Here is a 22,744-nt window from a genome sequence, read left to right as displayed (position 1 = left end):
TTGGGATGAAGTTTTGGTGTGAACGAGATCCCTCACCATAAAAAAGAGCAAAAAAAAACCGCAATGATTGCGGTTTTGTGCCCACGACTGGAGTCGAACCAGCACGTCCTTTCGAACACTACCCCCTCAAGGTAGCGTGTCTACCAATTCCACCACGTGGGCGTTTCGGAATTTGCGGGCAAATATCGTTAAAATTTAATTTGTTCCAATAGGGTTTTGCAAACTATTTGAAATGACGGAAGGGTTAAGTCAGCAGATTTCCATTTTCATCCCATTCCGCAATTACGGCCCTTTTGCTCTGATCCACGCATTTGGCAATCCATTCCTCATCATAGGATACGTCGTGTTTGGCAAGAACATCATCTGGCACACCATTCCATACATTGGGCATATTGCCTTTATAGCCTAATTCCTCAATGCCTGCTTTGGTGGTATAATATCCCGATACCGTTAAATTGCGCAGGGTGGAAAAAAACTGTATCTCTAGAGGTTGTTCCTGCTCAGCAATTTCTGGGTCAGGAAATGCAATGGTGTTCAAAATGGCCTTTTGTTGTTCCATAGTTGCAGATTTGAATATCGTATTAAAATCGGTATTGCATTTATGGTCCAGCCACATTAAACCACCTCGCAATGGGGTTTGAAATTCTGGGATGTCTTTGACCATAAATTCAATAAAATCAGGCACTTCTGCATCTGTAGCACTACCATGCTCTGCGGTGGCCGGTAGAATCAAATCACAGAGGATGGCTATAGTTTCTGTTTCATGTTCATTAAAAAAGACCTCCTCAAATAGTTCTTGGTCGCGTTCCATTTCTTTTGGGGTTCTACCGTAGGCATAACTTTTAAATGGAACGACTTCTTCATTTATGGATTCGGATTTTGGCTTGCATCCATGAACAGCTAATCCGCTGGCAACGCCACCTAGTAAAATCGATTTTAGACTTTTCCTTCTATCCATGGCTAAATGTTTTGCTTTTTAAGTTCTTCAACAATGTAATCCGAGGCTCTCCAGGCCAACGCCAAAATGGTCCATGTCGGGTTTTTATCGGCTTGAGACACAAAAGGTCCAGCATCGACAATAAATACATTGTCCACATCATGCAATTGTTGATATTGGTTAACAACGGAGGTTTTCTTATTGTCCCCCATGCGCGTTGTTCCCACTTCGTGGATAATTTCACCTGGAGCCAAAATGCCATAATTTTTATCTTTCCCAGCTTTTTCACCAATTACTTGACCACCCATATTATGGATAATCTCTTCAAAGGTGTCCTGCATGTGCTTAACCTGTTTTACCTCATGCTCGGTCCACTCATAATTGAATTTTAAAACGGGAATGCCATATTCATCCACTCTGGTTTGATCGATTTCGCAATAGTTGCTCTCTTGAGGAACTGATTCTCCTCTGCCCGCCATACCGATTGTGGAACCGTAATATTTTTTGACATCTTTTCTAAGATTATCGCCATAACCTCCAACGGGTAAACCAAAAAATTGGTTCATCGCATTTGGATTAAAACCGAAGCCATAGCTGGGCATGCCCAAACCGCCCCACATTTCAATATGATAACCTCTTGGAAAATCGAGATTTTTATTTTCCAACCACCATGGGGTATACACATGCATGCCACCAACACCATCTTCATTATAGGTTTCCCGATTCATTAAATCAGGGATGAACCCCATAAGATTGCTTCCTGTGGAATCGTGCAGGTATTTTCCGATTACATCGCTACTATTGCCCAATCCGTTGGGATGTTGCTTGCTTTTGGAATTCAGCAATATTCGGGCAGAACTACAGGCAGAAGCAGCTAAAACAACCACTTTTCCCTTTAGTTTATATTCTTTTCTATCTTCTTTGTTGATATACGATACCCCGGTAGCTTTGCCTTCATCATTTGTGGTCACTTCGCGAACCATACTGTTCACAAAAAGATCTATCTGCCCTCCACTTTTCTGGGCTGGGAAGATAAGACAGGTACCGGCCGAGAAATCTGCGTACACCTGGCAAGCCCTTGAACATTGACCGCAATAAAAACAAACTCCCCTTTCATTATTTATTTTTTTGGTAAGCATGGACATTCGGGAAGGATATACCGGAACATTCGATTTTCTGGCACCTTTTATATAATAAAGCTCATGCAGTCTGGGTTTTGGAGGGGGCAAGAAAAAGCCATCAGGATCATTGGGAAGACCTTCATTGGTGCCGAAAACACCTATCAGCTTATCGACCTTGTCGTAATAGGGTTTGACATCTTCATAGCCAATGGGCCAATTGTCGCCCAAACCATCTTGATCTTTTCTTTTGAAATCTTTTGGTCCAAATCTCAGGGAGATTCTTCCCCAGTGATTGGTTCGCCCACCCAGCATACGTGAACGGAACCATTTGAAATCGGTTCCTTCGGAATGGGAATAAGGTTCTCCTTCAATATCCCATCCACCGTAGGCGGAATCAAAATCCCCAAAAGGTCTTGTTGTACTGGCACCTCGTCTCGGTGATTCGTAGGGCCATTTAAGTTGGGTCATTTGGTCTGGATCTGCGGGATCAAAGAACGGTCCCGCTTCTACAACGGCAACCTTAAGTCCTGCTTCTGAAAGAATTTTGGTGGCCATTCCACCACCTGCACCTGATCCCACAATGATGACATCATACTCTTGGGAGGATTCAATTATTTGCATTTGCTCTGAATTACTTCAGCAAAATATAAAATTTAATAGGAAATTAATCGAACTTCTAGACTAATAACTTTAGAACAAGGACAGTCAACCCCAATTTTTATGTTGAATGGAGGTTGTTTTAAAAATCTTTGGCCTTTGCTTTGCTAACCAATCGCCAAACTGGAATCACTGTCCAAAGTACCAACATGATTAAGGATATGAAAAGTCCTTTGTTGGTCCCGAAAAAATCCTTGAAAACTGCACCAGTGTATCCTAGTAGAGCTGAAATATCAAGTTTAAGAAGAATAAGGGTTCGGGATAAATCGATAGGATTCAACATTGTTGCAATCAAGGAAAAAGTGTCAAGTGGGTATTCTTCGAACACTATTAATGACATCAAAAACAATCCGTCATAAATCACCGCCATGAAGAGCCAAAGGAGAACGGCATACCCAAAGCCTTTGATTTTGTTCTCGTTGGATAGGGCTATGTTGAAGGACAAAGCGGTAAAAATCAATGTTAGAAAGGCACCTGTCACCAATAATAGGGTAAAGTCAAAAATGGCATCACTGCGGAACAATCCATAAATAACAAAGGGAATGCCCAGTCCTAGAACCAAACTAAGGGCAAGTGAACCTGCCACCCCGAAATATTGTCCTAAAAAAATAGAGGTTCGCCTAATAGGTTGCGCTAAAAGCAGTTCGGTGAATTCCCTGGAATTGTAATAGTACATGACCCCGAATATTGTACCAATTAAGGGTACCAAAACAATGATAACATTCATCAAGGTGATTACTGCTTTTGAAACATCGTTGTTCAAAAAAAGTAGTACAAATCCGAGCGCTAAGTAGAACAAAAAATAAACGTAGCTCCATCTACTTCGAATGAGGTCGTAAAAACTGTATTTTAGTATTTTAAGCATGGACGTTTTCAGAGGCTATTGCCGCAATGGCATGTTCAACATTGGTTTGATTGGTCATTTTCTTGAGTTGGTCAATACTGCCCTTAAAGTAAATCTTTCCTTCCAATAAGTAAACCACCTCGTCCGCAACTTCTTCTACAAATTGCATAATGTGGGAGGTGACCAAAATGGTTTTTCCGTTTGATTTTTCTTCCTGAATCAATTGTTTAAGCTGAATTAAGGCCGCAGGATCTAGTCCGGTTGTGGGTTCGTCAAGAATTATTAGTGGACCATCGAACATAAAGGTCATAACGATGTTCACTTTTTGTTTGGTTCCACCGGAAAGGGTTGAAAGTTTCTTGTCCAAGAATGGCTCTAGACCAAAGAGGGCAATCAATTTTTCTTCTTTGGAGGGTTGTTGGTGCAAATCTTTGATCATTCGAATGAGTTCCCGAACTTTAAGATTGTTTGGAAAATTTGCGATTTGAGGGAGATATTCGATATCTCTGAGATATTTCCATTTGTTTCGGATATTTTCCCCTGAGATTGTAATGGTTCCCTGATTTGGAATCACCATACCCAAAATTGATTTTATCAAGGTTGTCTTGCCCGAACCATTTGGGCCTAAAATGGCCACAATTCCCTTGGGTTCTATGGTAAGGTCTAGGTTACGAAGCACTTCGTTTTTTCCAAATCGTTTGCAAAGGTTATCTATTTGTATCATTGTATTTGTTTCATTAAAGGGGTGGCATCCAAAAGTTTATCGGGTGTGAAAACTGGAGAAACTTTCTCTGAAAAGTCTATGATGTCCATAAAAAGACTTCGTAGCAGCACAATGGTCTCCGGGGTTCGGTTTACGATATAGGAAAAAAGTTTAACTGGTCTGTATGGCACATCTCCGGTTCCATCTTTATCTAGATCATAACCGGTGTACTTACTCCAATAATTTCCCTTAAAAATGTTATCGTTGAGTTTACTGTTATAGGAAACATCAAAGGAATTGTGCAAAAAATTATTGGCGGAAAAGGTGTTTCCATAGCATGCGCCCCTAACTTTTAGGGCCCAGCCATTGTTTAAAAAATTATTGTTCAAATATTTAATTCGGTTTGATCCTTCTATGCTGATGCCTACGGTGTTTTCTTCAAAAGTGTTTCCCGTTATTTCGGCATCGTTTATTTCTTTCAGCAACATTCCGAAGGAAGCAGACCCCCAATTTTTTCGAAATGTATTGTTGCGCATCACGATTTCTTTGGAGAACATTACGGCAACTCCGGAGCCATTATTTTCAAAAACATTGTTTTCGTATATATCGTTATTGGAAAACATAAAGTGCAGTCCGTAGCGCACATTATTGGTACTGCTATTGTTCTTGATCAAAATATCATCAGAAAATTCCAGATAAATACCATCGCGAACGTGTTGAACAATGTTTTGTTCTACTTCAATATGCTTGCTGTACCATAACTGAATCCCGTTTCCAGAGTTGAACTCCTCTACGGCATCCCCAATGATTTTGTTATGATATACCCTTCCGTAACTGGATTTTTCAAGATAAATGCCAAAAAAAAGCTTTTCCAAAACCACATTTTGAATAAGGAAGTTTTTGCTTTTTACCACCCGAATAGCGGCATAATCTTCGGTATAGCTTGTACCCACATTTATGATGAACAACCCATCTATGGTAACATTGTCCGAGACAACGGTAATAATTTCACCTTGATCCTTACCGTCTATAATGGGATAATTTTCACCTATAATGGTCAAGGGCTTGTTCACCCTAATATTGAATTCGTTGTAGGTGCCTTTTTTAATTAGCAGGGTGTCAAAATCTGCGGCAAGTGCAATACCTTTTTTAATGGTGTTTACTTCACAATCAGCACAAACCTGGATGGTCTTTGCGTTTGCAAAGGATAGTATGACAAATAGCAATATAAAAGTGAGTTTGTGTTTGCTCTGCATCATGCTTTTAAAAAATGGTGTATTTGGCACAAGTATTCAGCGTATGATCTGAATCCATGAAGATTCCATTAAAATTTTGATATAATGGAAAACTTATTTCAGCACCAAGTACAAGCTTATTTTTTGCAAGACCAATATTGAATCCAGCTCCTCCCCAAATGCGTTCGCCTCCATAATTATTAGTGTCGGCGGTTGTCACCATCATCGGATTCAATTCCGAATCCATGCCTTTTATCTCGTTTTCTTTACTACCGGTCAATCGAATGGTAGCACCAACATTGTTGGAAAGTGCATACCCTGCCCAGGAGTTCAGCTCATATAGATTACCAAAACGGTACCCTTCATTATTTGTTCCTGTTCTAAAGGTATTCAATTGTTGTATTCCCCATGAAAAATCACCATGATTTCCCTTCAATGTGCCTCCGAAGGTTATATCAAACGTTCCGGAACCTAGTTGCATGGTGTAAGGTAGTTTGGCGTTGGCCATCATTGGTGTTGCATCCCTATTTTCTATATCACCAATGGGAATATTGAATTTTGTATTCAAGTGAAAAGATAGCTTTTCAGTCGACATAATGCTATATAGTAGCCCCAGTTTTAAATCTCCAAGACCATCGGATGAAGTTGAAAAATCCCTGAGCATTGGCATATTGTTCATCATCATTCGGGCGGTAAGGTCCATATCTTTTTTGACAAAATTCTGCATAAGCATAAGGGTTAGCTTATCAGAAACCCCGTACATAACTCCCAACATATACATTTGCATGGTCATTTCTTGAGGGGCTACCATGAACCTTTGGTAGATTTCTTCGTCTGAAATTTCATTGGAACCTTCACGATTTCCGCTCATGGCCATTTTCATGTAGCGGAGTGAAACCATAAAACCACCTTTCGCGTGTAAATGATCGCCCATTATTCCGCTTGGCGCATAGGAACCAGGTCCATGATGATGATGCGAATGGTCAACAGCTCCAAAATTTGACGAAACGAATTGTTTTTTGAGAGTGCCCCAATCCATTACCTCATCTTCATCGGTCTTTTGGCCAGCTTTTGCATCTTTCTCACTGGAATATGCTGATAAATTTGCCCCCATTGGACTTGGAAGGGACTTACTTTTTAGAAAATAGGCAGAAGCCGCTTCAATATATTTTTCGGTATTGTAATCGGTTACCCATAGTTGGTTAAAATCCCCTTCTTCTTTGGTTTTAAGGTAATTGACCAAACATTCGATAGCATCGAAATGATAGGTTTTACCACCGTTTTTTGCCGCTTTCGCCTGAAATTTAATGTTCTTTACATCCATTTTGCAGTGGGCACATTGTTTATAGGTCTGCGCTGTGAGTCCAGTGAAAATTAGGCATAGGAAGAGTGTAAAAACTGTTATTGGAGGTTTCATTCTGCTGTTATCGTATGATTAAAAACTTGGAATTTTCGTTTGCTTTTACCCAATGTTCTTCATCCGCAGGAAAGTTGAAATGTTGATAAGTTGCGAGATTGTATTTTTTTTGATTGATATGAAAATCAATATCTCCTTCCAAAACAATCAATTGAGCATCTTTTGGAGAAGTGTGATTGGGAAATGTGGCGTCCTTTTCCAAACTGATGGTCAAAATTTCAAGAGCATCTGTTTTAACAAACGAAGCAACCTGTAATCCATCGGGTTCTTGCTCTTTTATTTGGTTGTTTATGGTGTACATTGGCATAAAAGGATTTATTGGTTCAATTCAATCAAAAGTTCGTCCCATGTAAAAAGGTTGCCTCCATGTTTGCTTTTTTCCAGCTCTGCATCGGTTTTTGTATCGAATGCAGTTAAAAATTCACCCATAGGACTTGGAATTCCGTCACTAATCAGGAAAGTTGCCTCAGTGGCATCCATTAATTTCCCAGGCTCCGTATAGTAATTACAGAGATACATTGCGATACTGTTAGCATCCACCTCCTTTAAGTGGTTTACCATACACTCGATAGCATCAAACTTGAATGCTTTTCCTTTTGTGGTCACAATTTGTGCAGCGTGTTGCTGGTCAACAATCGTCATTCTACAAAAATGACATCCATCGGTTCCATAAACTATTTGCTGAGGTTTTGCCGTGCAACTGCTCAAGACTGCGATTAAAACAATGGGAAGTAAATGAATTCCGCCTAGAGTTTTCATGCTTGGGATTTTTTATGTTCTTTTTTTCCAAGGATAAAGGCGAAAAGGGATAGTCCCATACCAATGCCAAGACTAAAGGCTCCTAATTGGGGGTAGGAATGTGCTTTAAAGTTCAAAATGTCCTTGGATCCAAATAAGGGAGGTTGAAAGCCCATTACAGAACCATCTGGATTTGTAAACTTCATAATGGCTTTTGGATCAAGGTCATGTCCGTAATCATGTTCCCACAGATAGAAATCGTATAATCCGGCAGTACTTAATAACACCATCAGAATAAACCAATAAAGGTACCAGCGGTAATTTGCCTTAAAGGCAATTAACAATCCAATAATAGTTGTGGATATAATCCCAATCGGAAAAATCTTAAACTCGGGTATGGCGTCTGGAATGTATTTCATGCCCACATAATGATTCATCAAGTTTATGTTTTTGATGTCATGAGGGTTGGCATCAGAAAAATCATTGATATGAATATACATTCCCAATGGGGTAGGATATTGCGGAGCCTCCAGGGTTATTTTCCACAGCGGGAAAACAAAGAGGAGCAAGGGCAATAACACGGCGATAAACATTATAACTTTTGAGTTCTTTTTCATTTTATTACACGCTAAGGTTTTAATCAGCGGGAGGAGCAATCCTCCCGCTTATCCAAATTAGAATCCAACAATTTTGGAATTATTGCGTCAGTCTTCACCCAACGACCAAGTCAAATCAATATCTGAACTGGCGGGAGAAACCCTGACATAACCTTGCATTTCTTGATGCAAAGCTGAACAGAAATCGGTACAATAGAAGGGCCAAACACCCACCTGTTTAGGTTCCCAAACAAAGGTTTCGGTCTGTCCGGGCATGATCAACAACTCTGAGGTGTTCGCACCGATCATGCTTACCCCATGGGGTACGTCATAATCTTGCTCCAAATTGGTTACATGGAAATACACCTTGTCACCCACCTTGATTCCTTCAATATTATCCGGATTAAAGTGACTCCTGATCATGGTCATATATATATGAACTTCGTTTCCATCTCGTTCCACCTTTACATTGGCATCAGATGTTGTAGCATATTTGTGCTTGTTCTCCGTTAGGTTGTATATTTTCTTGGAATTTGGTTTGATCAACTCGGCTGGAATACCAGCAGCGTAGTGTGGTTCACCTACTGTTGGAAAATCCAGCAGCAATTCCATTTTCTCACCCGAAATGTCATATAACTGGGCAGATTGTGTTACTTCTGGCCCGGTTGGCAGATATCGGTCTTTTGTGATCTTGTTCATGGCCACAGCGTATTTGCCGTATGGCTTTCTAGAGTTACCACCAGGAATCATCAAGTGACCCACGGAATAGTAGCAAGGCTGTCTGTCGACCACTTCCCATGTCCCTACTTTCCATTTTACAACTTCGGAAGAGATAAAGAAGGTGGTATATCCGTTTCCTTTTCCATCAAACTCGGTATGCAATGGACCAAGACCTGCTTGTTTAACCGTTCCGGCCAAAACATCTTCAAAACTTAGAATGGGGATTCCATATGCTTCTCCTTCAAATTTTTCATTCTCAATAGCATCTATCATTTTCTTAAAGGAATGCACTGTTAAATCGGATGAAAGTTTTCCATTACCTACAATGTATTCTCCTGTTGGATTAACATCGCATCCGTGTGGAGATTTAGGCGTAGGTAAAAGATATACCAAACCGGGTAGGGTTGAAGCATCGAGTATACGAACCTCTTTTTTCATGGTAGAGGTAGCTGTATGGGTATGCTCATCGTAAACATTGTGCGCATAATTGGCCGGCATGGTAGTGAACTTTCCTTCTTTGATGTACTCTTCGGCTTTTTTCCAGTTCACGGCGGCGATAAAATCCTTATCGTTTTGTGAAGCGTTAACTTCCATCAACGTATGAGATTCTTCTGAGTTGTAGGTCGAGAAGAACATCCAACCGTGTGAAGCACCTCTACCTGGGTGTGCCAAATCATAATCGAATCCAGGCATCAATATTTGGAAGGATAGATCCATTCCACCATCCTCAGGGTCAACGCTAATAAAGGAAAGAGATCCTTTAAAGTTGCCTTTGTACTCTTTTATGGAAATATCCTGTTGCGGAATTGGAACGGAAAAACGTGTTCCTGCAACAACATACTCAGTATTTTCAGTTACAAAAGCGGAGCTATGGTTACCTGCACTGTTAGGAATCTCAATAATCTCGGTAGTTTCAAATACACTCAAATCTATTTTAGCTATCCTTGGTGTATTATTTCCATTGATGAAAACATAACGGCCGTCAATTTCACCATTGGTTTGGGAAATATCAGGGTGGTGCGAATCATCCCAAGGTACAAACCCATGGGAAGTATTTAACATGGGCTTGGTCTCTTCATTGTATCCCCAAGCTTTTTCAGCATCTTGCGAGAAAACCGGAATTACCTTGAACAAACGACCCGATGGAAGACCATATACGGACATTTGGCCACTGAACCCTCCAGAAATGAAGGCGTAGTAATCATCGTGCTCTCCAGGTGCCACATATACCTTTTCTGCTGCACTTGAAGCCAATGCACCGCTGGAGCTTTTGCTTTGATTGCAACTTGTAAAGAGCAGCGAAACGCCTGCAAGTGCAAAAAATAAATAATGGACTTTTTTCATTGTTATTGTTTTTAAAAGGTTGTTCTATAGTTATTCGCTTGGTGGTAGCATTACTTTATCCACCACATGTACAATACCATTTCCACAGGGGACACTGGCTATTATTTTTGCACCTCCGACAAAGACATCATCTCCTTGCACTTCCACTTGAACATTTTGATTGTTTGCTTGTCCTAGTTTTTTAAATTTTTTGAGAAAATCTTTGGAGTATTTCCCCGGAGTAACATGATATTGTAGAATATTGGCCAAGGAAGCTTTGTTCTCTGGTTTTAACAGATTCTCTACGGTACCTTCAGGTAAAGCATCAAAAGCGGCATTGGTTGGTGCAAATACCATTAACGGGCCTGCGTTTACCAAGGCATTTTCCAGTTCAGCGGCTTGCACAGCGGCCACAAGTGTGGTATGGTCCTTAGAGCCTATGGCAATGTCCAGTACATTAGGTTGGGCTTCATCATCTTTAAGGAATGCCTGTCCTTGTTTTTTGTCACTTTTTTGGGTTTCCACATTTGTTGTGGCAGTGGTTTCCGTTTTGGCTTCGTTCTTGCAGCTGGTCAAAATACATAGCACTAGGAACGAACCTAGGAATACTTTAATTTTGGTGATTACTTTCATAGTTAAATATTATAAGGTTCTAAAATATTCGAGTACGGCCCTGGCCTGTTCCTCGGTAAGACCTTGATTGGCCATGGGAGATCCATTGAATTCCATAAGAAGTTCTTTTGCCAAGGGGTCTTCTTTTACCATGACCTCAGGATTCAAGATCATGTTCATAACCCACTCAGGTGAGCGTCGTTCCAATATGCCGTTGGGTGCTGGACCAATAAACTTTTTTCCGATCCTGTGGCACGCCAAGCACATCTGTTCAAATACGGCTTTGCCCTCTTCCGACATAGCGGTATCGATATCATCGTTTAGTGTCAATGATTTTACAGGTCCAACCCCTTTATTGGTAAGCTCGACCCTTTCAGAGGGCTTAACAGCATTTGTTTCTGGTTGTGATTCAACCTTTTCGGTTGTGGATTTTTGTCGCTGTACTTGAAAGCCATCTTTTTTCTTTTCTTCTTTACCTCCGCAGCTTAATAGGAGGGCTAGGAAAAGGTATGCACTGCTTTTTACAATAATTTTCATGGGATTACAATTGTTAGATTTTAGGATCAAAAATATAGTCCCAAATTGTGGGATAATATGATAAATGTCACATTTCGGATAAAAACATCTTTTTTACCTTTGTGACTTATATTTAGATGTTTATGCTTTCAACCTCATCAAAATACGCCATTAAAGCAGTGTTGTTTTTGGCATTGCATTCAAATGAGAACCATAAAATGATGGTCAAGGATATATTCCAAAGAATTAATGTTCCGCAACAGTATTTGGCCAAGATTTTACAAGAGCTTTCCAAGAAGGATATTATCTCATCCGCAAGGGGACCTAAAGGCGGTTTTTACTTGAGCGATACAAACAAAACGCTTCCATTGATCAATATTGTGGATGTTATTGAAGGTAGACATCGACTACAGTCCTGCATGTTGAGTATAAAGGAGTGTGATAGTCAAAATCCATGTGCCCTGCATGATCTGGTTGGAAACGCCAACAGTTATTTCTTGAAAAATCTTGAGGAAACCACCATTGAAAAACTTATTGAAGATATCAGGGATGGTAAGGCAATACTTCCGTTATAATTACCAAACACCGTTTGATTCTAACATTGCTTGAAACCATTACTTAATTGGAATTCAATACTTTTTTTGCTATTTATGTGATAAAATAGTGTAAATGGCATGTTGAATGCATGAAATTGTTTATTTTGAGGCCATAATCAGCAATTATGAAGCTCCATTTATTAAATAGAACTAGTCCTAATAATAGTTCGTTTATGGTCAGTCATAATCTGTATCCACACTTTTTAAAAATATGGCACTACCATCCGGAATTGGAGTTAATTTTGGTTGAGAAAAGTTCTGGAACACAATTTATAGGGGATAGTATTGAAAAATTTGATGTAGGCGAGGTAATTCTTATAGGAAAGAATCTTCCCCATATGTTACTCAATGATGACGTTTATTTTAATCCCTCTTCCGAAAAAATGGCCGAATCCGTAGTGGTCCATTTTAAAAAAGAGTTTTTGGGAATGGGATTTTTATCGGTAGCGGAAACCAAGCCCATTACCGATTTATTGGAGAGGGCCAATCGCGGTGTGAAGTTCCCAAAAGTGGGTAAAAGAACAATTGAGGATATCAGAAGTTTACGGAATTTGGAGCCTTTTGAAAAATTGTTGAAGTTCATAGAGATTTTAAACACCTTGGCAAAAGAACGACCCTATCGACTGCTTTCGAGTATGGGGTATATAAATTCGTTCTTAAAAACTGAGAATAAAAGACTGCATAAGATTTATGAATATGTCTTCAAGAATTTTAAAAATTCTATTGGCGCCAGCGATGTTGCAGCGGTAATAGGTATGAATTCTTCTGCCTTTAGTAGGTTTTTCAAACAGGTTCACCGAAAAACTTTCACCCGATATCTAAATGAGATAAGAATAGGATATGCCTGTAAGTTGTTGCTTGAAGATAAATTGAACATCACAGCAATAGCATACGAATCAGGATTCAATAATATCTCAAACTTTAACAGACAATTCAAAATGATTATTGGTAAATCGCCAAGCTCCTATATTCAATATCATACCGATAAAATGGAATATGCCTAATATGTGGCAAAAATAGTATTGCCCTTAGTGGTTTATTAGGTAGCTTAAACCTGTCCCAGCGGTTAGTTTTGTTTTAAACAATAATACAAATGTCCGATTCAACATTGATTACAGACATCGAGGTAAAGGATATACGTTTTCCCACGAGCAAAACAATGGACGGCTCTGATGCTATGAATCCCGACCCGGACTATTCCGCGGCCTACGTGATTTTAAAAACGAACCACCATGAAGGATTGGAAGGGCATGGTTTAACTTTTACCATAGGCAGGGGAAACGAACTTTGTGTTGCTGCGATAAAATCATTGTCTCCGCTGCTGATGGGTAAATCCTTGGAAAGCTTTACCCAAAACATGGGGGATTTTTGGAGAATGATAACGGGTGACAGTCAATTACGTTGGTTAGGTCCCGAAAAAGGTGTGATTCATCTGGCCACTGGTGCACTGGTCAATGCAGTTTGGGATTTGTATGCCAAAGTAGAAAGGAAACCGCTTTGGCGTTTGCTGGCCGATATGTCACCGGAAGAATTGGTTTCATGTATAGATTTTACCTATATAACAGATGCCATAACCCCAGCAGAAGCACTTGAGATTCTAAAAAAACAAGAAAACACAAAACAAGAACGTATAGACGAACTATTTCAATCCGGATATCCTGCTTATACAACCTCTGCAGGATGGTTGGGCTATTCAGATGAAAAAATGCGACGTCTCTGCCGTGAAGCAAAAGCTTCAGGATTTAGGCATATGAAAATAAAAGTTGGAGCCGATTTAAATGATGATATAAGAAGAGCAGCTTTGATTCGAGAAGAAATGGGACCTGATCTACAGTTGATGATGGATGCCAACCAAAAATGGGATGTAGAAGAAGCGATTTCCAACATGGAGGAGCTTAAGAGGTTCGACCCCTGGTGGATTGAAGAACCTACAAGTCCAGATGATATTCTGGGGCATGCCCGTGTGGCTAGAGCTGTACACCCTATTAAAGTTGCTACGGGAGAACATTGTCAAAATAGGGTGATGTTCAAACAGCTGATGCAGGCCAATGCCATAGGTATTTGTCAAATTGATAGCTGTAGGGTAGGGGGTGTTAACGAAATATTGTCCATTCTCCTAATGGCCGCCAAGTTTAATATTCCGGTTTGTCCACATGCCGGAGGGGTAGGGTTGTGCGAATATGTACAACACCTTTCCATGTTTGACTATATTGCCGTGACCGGTTCTATGGAAAATCGAATCATCGAATATGTTGATCATTTACATGAGCATTTCTATGACCCCGTTGTCATAAAAAACGGTGCGTATATGCCACCAACCATGCCTGGATATAGCATTGCCATTAAAGACAACTCTTTAGAACAATATAAGTTTCCCGATGGAGTGATTTGGCAAGAGGAAATGGCTAATGTGGACTGAATTTAAAGGACTAGAAAAATATCATGTTTAAAACCATAACTAATGTCATTGTTTAGCCTGACAGGAAAAACTGCAATAATCACCGGTGGAGGAAGCGGGATAGGCGAAGCCATTTCAAAAGCCTTTGCAAAACAAGGTGCCAAGGTACATGTATTGGAGTTACATTCAGACAAGGCCAAATCCATTGAAGAGGAGATCCAAAGTTTAGGAGGTAAAGCGGTTGGCCATCAATGCGATGTATCAAATCAGGAAGAAACTAAAAGAGTTATAAAATCAATTTCGGACAAGTCTAAGATTGACATCCTCATTAACAATGCAGGAATAGCCCATGTGGGAAACATTGAAGGTACCACTGAAGCAGATATGGATAAACTATATCAAGTCAATATCAAGGGAGTCTATAATTGTATCCTTTCCTGTATTGAAACTATGAAAGTGCATGGAGGCACAATCTTGAATATGGCTTCAATTGCTTCCACTATTGGCATTTCTGATAGGTTTGCCTATTCCATGACCAAGGGAGCCGTACTTACAATGACGTATTCCATAGCCAAAGATTATTTGGATTACGGAATTCGTTGTAATAGCATCTCCCCGGCACGGGTACATACCCCTTTTGTGGATAACTTCATAAAGAAGAATTATCCCGGAACAGAAAATGAAATGTTTGAAAAGCTTTCCAAAACACAACCAATTGGACGCATGGGAAAGCCTGAGGAAGTAGCACATTTGGCATTGTATCTATGTTCCGATGAAGCTTCCTTTATCACTGGAACTGATTTTCCCATAGATGGCGGATATATAAAATTGAACGGATAATGAAATTAATAAGATTCGGAGAATACGAAAACGAAAAACCAGGCCTGGAACTTGAGAATGGAACAAGAATAGATGTTTCAGCCTTTGGTCAGGATTATGATGAAAACTTTTTTGCCAGCAATGGCATAGAACAACTTAAAACTTGGTTGGTCGAGAATAGCTCAACTTGCCCCGAAATCAATAAAGAAACACGGTTGGGTTCACCTTTATGCCGTCCTTCAAAAATTGTTTGTGTTGGACTGAACTATGCAAAACACGCTGCCGAAAGCGGCATGGACATACCCTCGGAACCCGTTCTGTTCTTTAAGGCGACATCGGCAATTGTAGGTCCTAATGATGATTTAATCATCCCAAAAGGAAGCAAAAAAACCGATTGGGAAGTGGAACTTGGAGTTGTTATCGGTAAAAAGGCATCCTATGTAGATCAAAATCAAGCAATGGATTATGTTTCCGGATACGTACTGCATAACGATTACAGTGAAAGAGAATATCAATTGGAACGTGAAGGACAATGGGTAAAAGGCAAGAGTTGCGACACCTTTGCTCCTTTAGGCCCTTTTATCGCCACAAAGGATGAGATAAATGATCCACACAACCTTAACCTTTGGTTAAAGCTCAATGGACAGCTCATGCAGAACAGCAACACATCAGATTTTGTGTTCAATATACCAGAACTTGTGAGTTACATTAGTCGGTTCATGACGCTTCTTCCGGGTGATATTATTTCTACAGGCACACCTTTTGGAGTGGGATTGGGGTTAAATCCACCAAAATATCTAAAACCTGGCGATGTTGTAGAATTGGGGATTGATGGATTAGGAAGTTCAAAACAGCAAGCCAAGGCATACCATAAACCATGATTATTGATAGCCATCAACACTTTTGGAAATACGATCCAGTCAGAGATGCTTGGATAGATGATTCCATGATGGCTATCCGAAGAGATTTTCTTCCATCCGATTTAAAATCCATTCTAGAAATGAATGGTGTTGACGGATGCATTGCAGTCCAGGCAGATCAATCCGAAGAAGAAACGCAATTTCTGTTGGATTGTGCCGAAAAAAACAATTTTGTAAAAGGAGTTGTCGGCTGGGTAAACCTCTTACAAGATAATGTTGAAGAACGATTAGAATGTTTTGCATCCAACAAATTACTCAAAGGAGTTAGACACATAGTTCAAGCAGAACCTGACCTAAACTTTATGTTAAGGGAAGATTTCCAATCCGGGATTAGTTGTTTGGGTAAATACGGGCTTATGTACGACATTTTGATATATCCACATCAGTTGCCAGCAGCAATCGAATTGTCAAGAAAGTTTCCGAACCAGAAGTTTGTGCTGGATCACATTGCCAAACCCCAAATTTCAAAAGGGATGGATTTACAATGGAAGCAAAACATAAATACATTGTCAGAAGTACCCAATGTATACTGTAAATTGTCTGGTATGATAACCGAAACCAGCAGTTTTAAATGGGATGAAGCCGAATTTTATCCTTTTATGGAGACTGTTTTGGAAGCTTTCGGAACCGACAGAGTTTTATATGGATCAGATTGGCCCGTATGCCTGGTCGCAGGAACTTATAAAAATGTGCTTTCCATTGTTACAAATTTTGTCCAACAATTGTCACCTACAGAGCAGCGAAATATTATGGGATTGAACGCGGTCCGTTTTTATAATCTTTAACTTAAAAAATCAATGATGACCAAAAAAATAGTGGAGTTTCTGTCCCAGAAAGGTATGTTGGGTTTCATTAGTATTTTAATGGTTTTGGGCTCTTGCAAGACCGTAGAGGAAGATGTTAAGCCCGAACCTCTGGCCAAACATGTTATTTTAATTGGTTCTGATGGTTTTGGTGCATATGCCTTTGATAAGGCCAAGGTGCCGAATTTGAAAAAAATGATGAAGGGAGGCGCATATTCACTAAAAGCACGCTCCGTACTTCCATCCTCCAGTGCAGTAAACTGGGCCTCCATGATCATGGGGTCCGGACCTGAATTGCACGGATATACAGAATGGGGCAGCAAAACACCAGAGTTACCCTCACGAATTATTGGAAAAGGAAATATATATCCTACAGTTTTCAGTTTGATTGACGAGCAATTACCCGAGTCCAAAAAAGGAGTATCCTATAGTTGGGGCGGAATAGGATATCTATTTGAAAAGAATATGGTCGATTTGGATTACAATGGAAAAACAGATTCCTTGACAGTAATTAAGGCGATGGATTTTTTAGTTGCTGAAAAGCCATCTTTGACTTTCATTCATTTTGATCAACCTGATGGTGCTGGACATAATATTGGACACGGAACACCGGAATACTATGAAGCAGTAGAGGAAATTGATGCTTTAGTGGGTCATGTGTTAAACACTTTGGAAAAAAACAAACTGATGGATGATACGGTTATTTTGTTTAGTTCTGATCATGGTGGAGTAGGTAAGGGGCATGGAGGAAAAACCTTGGCGGAAGTTGAAATTCCCTGGATTGTATATGGAAAAAACGTCTTACCCAAAGGAGAATTGAAATCAAGCGTGGTTACGTACGATACAGCGGCCACAATAGCCAAAATTCTGGGATTGGAAACACCCGATTTTTGGAGGGGAGTACCTATAAATGAAATCTTCGAAAATGAAAAATAACCTTTTATTACTTCTTGGATTGGTAATGTTTGCAAGTTGCCAACCAGAAAAAAAGAAAGAAATTGCGCCATCACCCAATATTGTTTTGTTCTTTGTGGACGATATGGGATGGCAAGACACTTCTGTTCCTTTTTGGAACAAAAAGACACCTTTCAATGAGCGATATATAACCCCGAACATGGAACGGTTGGCAAAAGAGGGGATGAAATTTACCCAGGCGTATTCCACGGCGGTTTGCTCACCAACAAGGGTTAGTTTAATGACAGGTATGAATGCAGCCAGGCATCGTGTAACCAATTGGACCTTAAAAAAGGATATGTTACAGCCCATGGAGGTCAATCATAAGACCCTTCAATTTCCTGAATGGAATGTTAACGGAATGAGTCCGGTTGAAGGTGACGATAAAGCGGTTTATGCCACACCGTTGCCACAGATGTTGAAGGATGCAGGATATTTCACCATTCATTCAGGTAAAGCCCACTTTGGAGCTATAGGTACACCCGGAGAAAACCCTATAAATCTCGGATTTGACGTAAATATCGCAGGACATGCCGCGGGTGCACCTGAAAGTTATTTTGGCACTGAGAATTTTGGGAATGGAAAAGAAGGAAAGGAGGTCTGGGCGGTACCAGGTTTGGAACAATATCACGGAAAAGACATTTATTTGACAGAGGCCATTACCCAAGAAGCCTTAAAATCGCTAGATACGGCGGTTGAAAAAGAGCAGCCATTTTTCTTGTATATGGCTCATTATGCTGTGCACACCCCAATAATGGGTGATGACAGATACCTACAGGAGTATTTGGAAAAGGGTATGGATTCCACCGAAGCCAAATATGCTTCCATGGTTGAAGGAATGGACAAAAGTTTGGGAGATATCATGGATTACTTGGAACGTGAAAAAATGGATGAGAATACCATAATTCTGTTCATGTCGGACAATGGCGGTCTGAGCGCTGTGGCCCGAGGTGGTGAAAAACATACACATAATAAACCCTTGGCAAGTGGAAAAGGCTCTGCCTATGAAGGCGGAATTCGCGAGCCCATGTTGGTAAAATGGCCTGGAAAAGTAAGACCCAACTCCGTAACCGAAGAATATTTAATTATCGAGGATTTTTATCCTACCATTCTTGAAATGGCAGGTGTTGAGAATCCAAATGTTGTGCAGACCATAGACGGACAGAGCTTTTTATCCTTGCTTTCTGAAAAAGAGTCAAACACCGCAGAGCGTGCACTATTTTGGCATTATCCCAATGAATGGGGCCCTGATGGACCGGGTATTGGAGCATCAAGCACGGTTAGAAAAGGAGACCTGAAACTCATCTATTTTCATGAAGATCAACATTTCGAATTGTTCGATCTAAAAACCGATATAGGAGAAACCAAAAATTTGGCATCGGAGCATCCAGAAAAAGTGGATGAATTGGCTAAAATACTCTCAAACCATTTGCGACATGTGGATGCCCAGATGCCATCATTTAAAAATACAGGAGAACCCGTTCCATTTCCAGATGAAATAACACTATAAATGAAGAACATCAGAATAATATTTGTTGCACTTATAATATTTACCGGGATTAGTTCTTGTTCTCAAATCGACCCCCCAGTTCCGGTTGGGCCAATTCCTTCAGAAAGACAGTTAGCCTGGCATAAGATGCAATATTATGCCTTCATACATTTCAATATGAACACCTTTACCAATATGGAATGGGGTTTAGGGGGAGAATCACCGGAACAGTTCAACCCTAGTCAATTGGATACCCGTCAATGGGCGCGTGTGGCTAAAGAAGCCGGTATGAAAGGTATAATTATTACCGCCAAGCACCATGATGGTTTTTGCTTGTGGCCAACCAAAACCACAGAACATTCAGTTAAGAACTCACCATGGAGGGACGGCAAAGGAGATTTAGTTAAAGAACTCTCGGAAGCCTGTAAGGAATATGGACTCAAATTTGGGGTTTATCTCTCCCCATGGGATAGAAACCATGAGGATTATGGCCGACCAGAGTATGTGGCAGATTTTCATGAACAGCTTCGTGAACTTTTGACCAACTACGGTGATATTTTCGAAGTTTGGTTTGATGGTGCCAACGGAGGCTCAGGTTATTATGGAGGCTCCAATGAAACTCGAAAAATAGATAACAAAACCTATTACGAATGGGATGAAGTAACCAACATAGTTCGTGAATTACAGCCTGAAGCGGCTATATTTAGTGATGGAGGCCCCGATATCCGTTGGGTGGGCAACGAGGAAGGATGGGCCAATGAGACGCATTGGAGCATCATGCGCAGGGATGAGATTCATCCGGGATGGCCCAGATATGTAGAACTCAGAACTGGTCATGAAGATGGTACCCATTGGCTTCCTTCGGAAGTCGACGTTTCCATTCGACCCGGCTGGTATTACCATCCTTCCGAGGATCATCAAGTGAAATCATTGGAACATTTGATTAAAATCTATTATGAATCCGTCGGACGAAACAGCAACTTGTTGCTGAACCTGCCTGTGGACAATAGAGGTTTGGTTCATGAAAAAGATGTAGAACAATTGATGCGCCTGCGTGAACAATTGGACAAGGATTTCACTTTGGATTTAGCAAAAAATCAAGATGTAATCGCATCAGAAGTTAGAGGTAATAGTTCCAATTTTGATTCGAACAAGGTTACAGATGGTGATGAAGAAACCTATTGGGCTACCAATGATGGAACCACTCAAGCATCTGTTACTATTCAGTTTGAAGAACCCACAGCGGTAAACCGTATTCTAATTCAAGAATATATTCCTTTGGGACAACGGGTTCAAAAATTTAATGTGGAAGCAGAAGTTGATGGCAATTGGGTGGAAGTGGCAAATCAGACTACTATCGGATACAAACGAATCCTGCGATTTGATGCTGTAAAAGCATCCAAACTAAAGGTGAACATTTTGGAGTCCAAAGGACCACCGACCATTTCCAATATTTCTTGTTACCACGCTCCCAATTTATTGACCGAGCCTGTTATCAAAAGAAATAAGGACGGCATGGTAAGTTTCAATTTGGCGGATAAGAATATTGAGACGTTCTATACCCTAAATGGAACGGACCCTACAAAATCCTCCCAAAAATATAAAGGACCATTTTTGGTTGATGCACCAACAACGATCAAGGCCATTGCTGTTGACCCTGCCGATCAAAGGACAACCAGCGTGACAACACAACATTTCGATGTATATAAGAAAGATTGGAAAGTGGTGGAAGTGTCATCAGGAATCATGGAGGAAGCAACTAAACTTATAGATGATAATTCCAAAACCTTTTGGGCCACCGACAAAGAAGGAAAACAACCTGGTGAAGTAGTTATTGACCTTGGAAAAACTCATGATTTAAACGGATTCACTTATTGGCCAATTCAAGAAAGATGGTCATTTGGAATGGTAATGGAATATGAGTTTTTCGTGAGCACGGACAACAGAAATTGGAAAAGAGTTTCGAAAGGTGAATTCAGCAACGTGGTCAATAATCCCATAGAACAGACCATAAAATTTGATGCTACCAAAGGTAGATTTATTAAATTAAGGGCTACAAAGGTGGCAGGCGATGACCCCAGGGCATCTTTTGCGGAGATTGGGGTAATTACATCGAACAAATAGATATGGATTTACAATTAAAGGATAAGGTCATAATAGTTACCGGCGGTTCCAAGGGAATTGGAAACGGAATAGTAAATGTTTTGGCTGCTGAAGGGGCAATTCCGGTAATTGTAGGTCGAACCAAAGAACATGTCCTCAAAGCCGTAAAATATATTGAAGAAAAAGGGCAAAAAGCCTTTTATGCCTTTGCAGAATTAACAGACCCCGAGCAATGCATAGAGGCTGTTGCTAGGGTGGTTGATGAGTTTGGAAAGATTGATGGCTTGGTGAACAATGCGGGAATCAATGATGGTGTTGGTCTGGAAAATGGAAATCATAACGATTTCTTGGCATCCATCAACAAAAATCTGACCCATTACTACTTAATGGCCCATTATGTATTGCCCGAACTCAAAAAAAGTAAGGGTCCAATTGTCAATATTGGATCTAAGACATCCATTACCGGACAAGGAGGTACATCGGGCTATGCGGCCGCCAATGGAGGTCGAAACGCACTGACCCGGGAATGGGCGGTAGAATTGTTACCCTATGCCATTCGGGTTAATGCCGTGATGGTGGCTGAATGTTATACCCCGTTGTATGATCGATGGATCAAAACTTTTCCTGATCCGGAAGAAAAACTGAAAAAGATCACGGACAAAATCCCTCTGGAAAATCGAATGACCACTGCTGAGGAAATTGCCAATATGGTTGCATTTTTGCTATCCCCCAGGTCAAGTCACACTACCGGTCAGTTGATTTATGTGGATGGCGGATATACCCATTTGGACAGAGCACTTTGAAATTGATGAGTGCCAGGAGGTAATCTGGACGAACCAAATAGATTGAAAATGAAACGCTATGCCCTTGCTTTAGATTTAAAGGATGACCCAAACTTGATTGCGGAATATGAAGCACATCACATGACTGTTTGGCCAGAGATTAAAAAGAGCATCTTGGATTCTGGAATAGAGAGAATGGAAATATATCGATTGGAGACAAGGCTTTTTATGATTATAGAAGCGGACGAGCATTTTTCATTTCAAAATAAGGCAAAGGCAGATTTGAACAATCCAAAGGTTCAGGAATGGGAAGAACTCATGTGGAAATACCAGCAAGCATTGCCCATGGCCAATCCGGGAGAAAAATGGTTGTTGATGAAGGAGATTTTCCGATTGGAACAAGAAGAATAGACTTGATAAAGGGTTCGGTTCATTAGCTGGTCCCATACAATTTAATGTGT

General features: G+C 40.4%; 23 protein-coding genes and 1 tRNA gene. 11 read left to right on the top strand and 13 right to left on the bottom strand.

The window, feature by feature from the left end; translation table 11 throughout:
• Window positions 1-78: 78 nt before the first annotated feature.
• The 13 genes from IAG46_RS16380 to IAG46_RS16320 all read right to left on the bottom strand — a co-directional run bounded on the left by IAG46_RS16380 (window position 79) and on the right by IAG46_RS16320 (window position 11,440).
• Window positions 79-162: transfer RNA gene (locus IAG46_RS16380), tRNA-Leu, on the bottom strand.
• An 82-nt stretch (window positions 163-244) separates the two neighbouring features.
• Window positions 245-958 carry a gluconate 2-dehydrogenase subunit 3 family protein gene (locus tag IAG46_RS16375; RefSeq protein ID WP_190811478.1) on the bottom strand — a complete coding sequence of 238 codons (714 nt, stop codon included), beginning with the start codon at window positions 956-958 and terminating at the stop codon, window positions 245-247.
• Window positions 959-960: 2 nt separating this feature from the next.
• The gene (locus tag IAG46_RS16370) at window positions 961-2,679 is read right to left on the bottom strand and encodes a GMC family oxidoreductase (RefSeq protein WP_190811477.1); all 1,719 of its coding nucleotides are present in this window, start codon (window positions 2,677-2,679) and stop codon (window positions 961-963) included.
• A 118-nt stretch (window positions 2,680-2,797) separates the two neighbouring features.
• On the bottom strand, window positions 2,798-3,580 hold the full coding sequence (locus IAG46_RS16365) for an ABC transporter permease (protein ID WP_190811476.1): 783 nt from the start codon (window positions 3,578-3,580) through the stop codon (window positions 2,798-2,800).
• Window positions 3,573-4,283 carry an ABC transporter ATP-binding protein gene (locus tag IAG46_RS16360; RefSeq protein WP_190811475.1) on the bottom strand — a complete coding sequence of 237 codons (711 nt, stop codon included), beginning with the start codon at window positions 4,281-4,283 and terminating at the stop codon, window positions 3,573-3,575. Before IAG46_RS16360 ends, IAG46_RS16365 begins: the two co-directional genes overlap by 8 nt.
• Window positions 4,280-5,518 (bottom strand): nitrous oxide reductase family maturation protein NosD, encoded by a 1,239-nt coding sequence (locus IAG46_RS16355; RefSeq protein WP_223826751.1) that lies wholly within the window; start codon window positions 5,516-5,518, stop codon window positions 4,280-4,282. Before IAG46_RS16355 ends, IAG46_RS16360 begins: the two co-directional genes overlap by 4 nt.
• Window positions 5,519-5,525: 7 nt before the next feature.
• Window positions 5,526-6,914, bottom strand: a complete 1,389-nt coding sequence (locus IAG46_RS16350; RefSeq protein WP_190811473.1) for a nitrous oxide reductase accessory protein NosL — start codon at window positions 6,912-6,914, stop codon at window positions 5,526-5,528.
• Window positions 6,915-6,921: 7 nt separating this feature from the next.
• Window positions 6,922-7,215 carry a cupin domain-containing protein gene (locus tag IAG46_RS16345; RefSeq protein ID WP_190811472.1) on the bottom strand — a complete coding sequence of 98 codons (294 nt, stop codon included), beginning with the start codon at window positions 7,213-7,215 and terminating at the stop codon, window positions 6,922-6,924.
• 14 nt (window positions 7,216-7,229) lie between these two features.
• On the bottom strand, window positions 7,230-7,673 hold the full coding sequence (locus IAG46_RS16340; RefSeq protein WP_190811471.1) for a nitrous oxide reductase accessory protein NosL: 444 nt from the start codon (window positions 7,671-7,673) through the stop codon (window positions 7,230-7,232).
• On the bottom strand, window positions 7,670-8,269 hold the full coding sequence (locus IAG46_RS16335) for a hypothetical protein (protein ID WP_223826740.1): 600 nt from the start codon (window positions 8,267-8,269) through the stop codon (window positions 7,670-7,672). The genes IAG46_RS16340 and IAG46_RS16335 overlap by 4 nt, the downstream gene beginning before the upstream one ends.
• 87 nt (window positions 8,270-8,356) lie before the next feature.
• The gene (nosZ, locus tag IAG46_RS16330) at window positions 8,357-10,312 is read right to left on the bottom strand and encodes a Sec-dependent nitrous-oxide reductase (protein ID WP_190811470.1); all 1,956 of its coding nucleotides are present in this window, start codon (window positions 10,310-10,312) and stop codon (window positions 8,357-8,359) included.
• A gap of 30 nt (window positions 10,313-10,342) precedes the next feature.
• Window positions 10,343-10,924 carry a fasciclin domain-containing protein gene (locus tag IAG46_RS16325; protein WP_190811469.1) on the bottom strand — a complete coding sequence of 194 codons (582 nt, stop codon included), beginning with the start codon at window positions 10,922-10,924 and terminating at the stop codon, window positions 10,343-10,345.
• Window positions 10,925-10,933: 9 nt separating this feature from the next.
• Window positions 10,934-11,440, bottom strand: a complete 507-nt coding sequence (locus tag IAG46_RS16320; protein ID WP_190811468.1) for a cytochrome c — start codon at window positions 11,438-11,440, stop codon at window positions 10,934-10,936.
• A gap of 122 nt (window positions 11,441-11,562) precedes the next feature.
• On the opposite strand from IAG46_RS16320, the gene IAG46_RS16315 reads away from it, so the two are divergent.
• The 11 genes from IAG46_RS16315 to IAG46_RS16265 all read left to right on the top strand — a co-directional run bounded on the left by IAG46_RS16315 (window position 11,563) and on the right by IAG46_RS16265 (window position 22,694).
• Window positions 11,563-11,994, top strand: a complete 432-nt coding sequence (locus tag IAG46_RS16315) for an Rrf2 family transcriptional regulator (RefSeq protein WP_190811467.1) — start codon at window positions 11,563-11,565, stop codon at window positions 11,992-11,994.
• 146 nt (window positions 11,995-12,140) lie between these two features.
• On the top strand, window positions 12,141-13,019 hold the full coding sequence (locus IAG46_RS16310; protein ID WP_190811466.1) for an AraC family transcriptional regulator: 879 nt from the start codon (window positions 12,141-12,143) through the stop codon (window positions 13,017-13,019).
• A gap of 89 nt (window positions 13,020-13,108) precedes the next feature.
• Entirely contained in the window at window positions 13,109-14,434 is a 1,326-nt protein-coding gene (locus IAG46_RS16305; protein ID WP_190811465.1) for an L-fuconate dehydratase, read from the top strand.
• A 42-nt stretch (window positions 14,435-14,476) separates the two neighbouring features.
• The gene (locus tag IAG46_RS16300) at window positions 14,477-15,253 is read left to right on the top strand and encodes an SDR family NAD(P)-dependent oxidoreductase (protein WP_190811464.1); all 777 of its coding nucleotides are present in this window, start codon (window positions 14,477-14,479) and stop codon (window positions 15,251-15,253) included.
• Window positions 15,253-16,113, top strand: coding sequence for a fumarylacetoacetate hydrolase family protein (locus IAG46_RS16295; RefSeq protein WP_190811463.1), 861 nt, complete (start codon window positions 15,253-15,255; stop codon window positions 16,111-16,113). The genes IAG46_RS16300 and IAG46_RS16295 overlap by 1 nt, the downstream gene beginning before the upstream one ends.
• A complete protein-coding gene (locus IAG46_RS16290) occupies window positions 16,110-16,937 on the top strand; it encodes an amidohydrolase (RefSeq protein ID WP_190811462.1) in 828 nt (275 codons plus the stop codon). Before IAG46_RS16295 ends, IAG46_RS16290 begins: the two co-directional genes overlap by 4 nt.
• A 12-nt stretch (window positions 16,938-16,949) precedes the next feature.
• Complete coding sequence (locus tag IAG46_RS16285) at window positions 16,950-17,891, top strand: alkaline phosphatase (protein WP_223826739.1); 942 nt, start codon at window positions 16,950-16,952, stop codon at window positions 17,889-17,891.
• On the top strand, window positions 17,881-19,419 hold the full coding sequence (locus IAG46_RS16280; protein WP_190811461.1) for a sulfatase: 1,539 nt from the start codon (window positions 17,881-17,883) through the stop codon (window positions 19,417-19,419). Before IAG46_RS16285 ends, IAG46_RS16280 begins: the two co-directional genes overlap by 11 nt.
• A complete protein-coding gene (locus tag IAG46_RS16275) occupies window positions 19,420-21,522 on the top strand; it encodes an alpha-L-fucosidase (RefSeq protein WP_190811460.1) in 2,103 nt (700 codons plus the stop codon).
• Window positions 21,523-21,524: 2 nt separating this feature from the next.
• Entirely contained in the window at window positions 21,525-22,304 is a 780-nt protein-coding gene (locus IAG46_RS16270) for an SDR family oxidoreductase (protein WP_190811459.1), read from the top strand.
• A 48-nt stretch (window positions 22,305-22,352) separates the two neighbouring features.
• The gene (locus tag IAG46_RS16265; protein ID WP_190811458.1) at window positions 22,353-22,694 is read left to right on the top strand and encodes an L-rhamnose mutarotase; all 342 of its coding nucleotides are present in this window, start codon (window positions 22,353-22,355) and stop codon (window positions 22,692-22,694) included.
• Window positions 22,695-22,744 lie beyond the last annotated feature (50 nt).

It is taken from the genome of Flagellimonas sp. S3867, from assembly GCF_014698935.1.
Taxonomy (GTDB): Bacteria; Bacteroidota; Bacteroidia; order Flavobacteriales; family Flavobacteriaceae; genus Flagellimonas.
Note: the sequence above shows the minus strand (reverse complement) of the source record. Positions and strands in the feature narration are given on the sequence as shown.

Excerpts from the sequence above, each read along its gene's own strand:
- IAG46_RS16280 (WP_190811461.1), top strand. The coding sequence starts at position 17,881 with ATGAAAAATAACCTTTTATTACTTCTTGGATTGGTAATGTTTGCAAGT.
- IAG46_RS16295 (WP_190811463.1), top strand. The coding sequence starts at position 15,253 with ATGAAATTAATAAGATTCGGAGAATACGAAAACGAAAAACCAGGCCTG.
- IAG46_RS16300 (WP_190811464.1), top strand. The coding sequence starts at position 14,477 with ATGTCATTGTTTAGCCTGACAGGAAAAACTGCAATAATCACCGGTGGA.
- IAG46_RS16265 (WP_190811458.1), top strand. The coding sequence starts at position 22,353 with ATGAAACGCTATGCCCTTGCTTTAGATTTAAAGGATGACCCAAACTTG.
- IAG46_RS16360 (WP_190811475.1), bottom strand. The coding sequence starts at position 4,283 with ATGATACAAATAGATAACCTTTGCAAACGATTTGGAAAAAACGAAGTG.
- IAG46_RS16310 (WP_190811466.1), top strand. The coding sequence starts at position 12,141 with ATGAAGCTCCATTTATTAAATAGAACTAGTCCTAATAATAGTTCGTTT.
- IAG46_RS16315 (WP_190811467.1), top strand. The coding sequence starts at position 11,563 with ATGCTTTCAACCTCATCAAAATACGCCATTAAAGCAGTGTTGTTTTTG.
- IAG46_RS16350 (WP_190811473.1), bottom strand. The coding sequence starts at position 6,914 with ATGAAACCTCCAATAACAGTTTTTACACTCTTCCTATGCCTAATTTTC.
- IAG46_RS16340 (WP_190811471.1), bottom strand. The coding sequence starts at position 7,673 with ATGAAAACTCTAGGCGGAATTCATTTACTTCCCATTGTTTTAATCGCA.
- IAG46_RS16285 (WP_223826739.1), top strand. The coding sequence starts at position 16,950 with ATGATGACCAAAAAAATAGTGGAGTTTCTGTCCCAGAAAGGTATGTTG.
- IAG46_RS16335 (WP_223826740.1), bottom strand. The coding sequence starts at position 8,269 with ATGAAAAAGAACTCAAAAGTTATAATGTTTATCGCCGTGTTATTGCCC.
- IAG46_RS16370 (WP_190811477.1), bottom strand. The coding sequence starts at position 2,679 with ATGCAAATAATTGAATCCTCCCAAGAGTATGATGTCATCATTGTGGGA.
- IAG46_RS16345 (WP_190811472.1), bottom strand. The coding sequence starts at position 7,215 with ATGTACACCATAAACAACCAAATAAAAGAGCAAGAACCCGATGGATTA.
- nosZ (WP_190811470.1), bottom strand. The coding sequence starts at position 10,312 with ATGAAAAAAGTCCATTATTTATTTTTTGCACTTGCAGGCGTTTCGCTG.
- IAG46_RS16320 (WP_190811468.1), bottom strand. The coding sequence starts at position 11,440 with ATGAAAATTATTGTAAAAAGCAGTGCATACCTTTTCCTAGCCCTCCTA.
- IAG46_RS16365 (WP_190811476.1), bottom strand. The coding sequence starts at position 3,580 with ATGCTTAAAATACTAAAATACAGTTTTTACGACCTCATTCGAAGTAGA.
- IAG46_RS16375 (WP_190811478.1), bottom strand. The coding sequence starts at position 958 with ATGGATAGAAGGAAAAGTCTAAAATCGATTTTACTAGGTGGCGTTGCC.
- IAG46_RS16290 (WP_190811462.1), top strand. The coding sequence starts at position 16,110 with ATGATTATTGATAGCCATCAACACTTTTGGAAATACGATCCAGTCAGA.
- IAG46_RS16305 (WP_190811465.1), top strand. The coding sequence starts at position 13,109 with ATGTCCGATTCAACATTGATTACAGACATCGAGGTAAAGGATATACGT.
- IAG46_RS16270 (WP_190811459.1), top strand. The coding sequence starts at position 21,525 with ATGGATTTACAATTAAAGGATAAGGTCATAATAGTTACCGGCGGTTCC.
- IAG46_RS16275 (WP_190811460.1), top strand. The coding sequence starts at position 19,420 with ATGAAGAACATCAGAATAATATTTGTTGCACTTATAATATTTACCGGG.
- IAG46_RS16355 (WP_223826751.1), bottom strand. The coding sequence starts at position 5,518 with ATGCAGAGCAAACACAAACTCACTTTTATATTGCTATTTGTCATACTA.
- IAG46_RS16325 (WP_190811469.1), bottom strand. The coding sequence starts at position 10,924 with ATGAAAGTAATCACCAAAATTAAAGTATTCCTAGGTTCGTTCCTAGTG.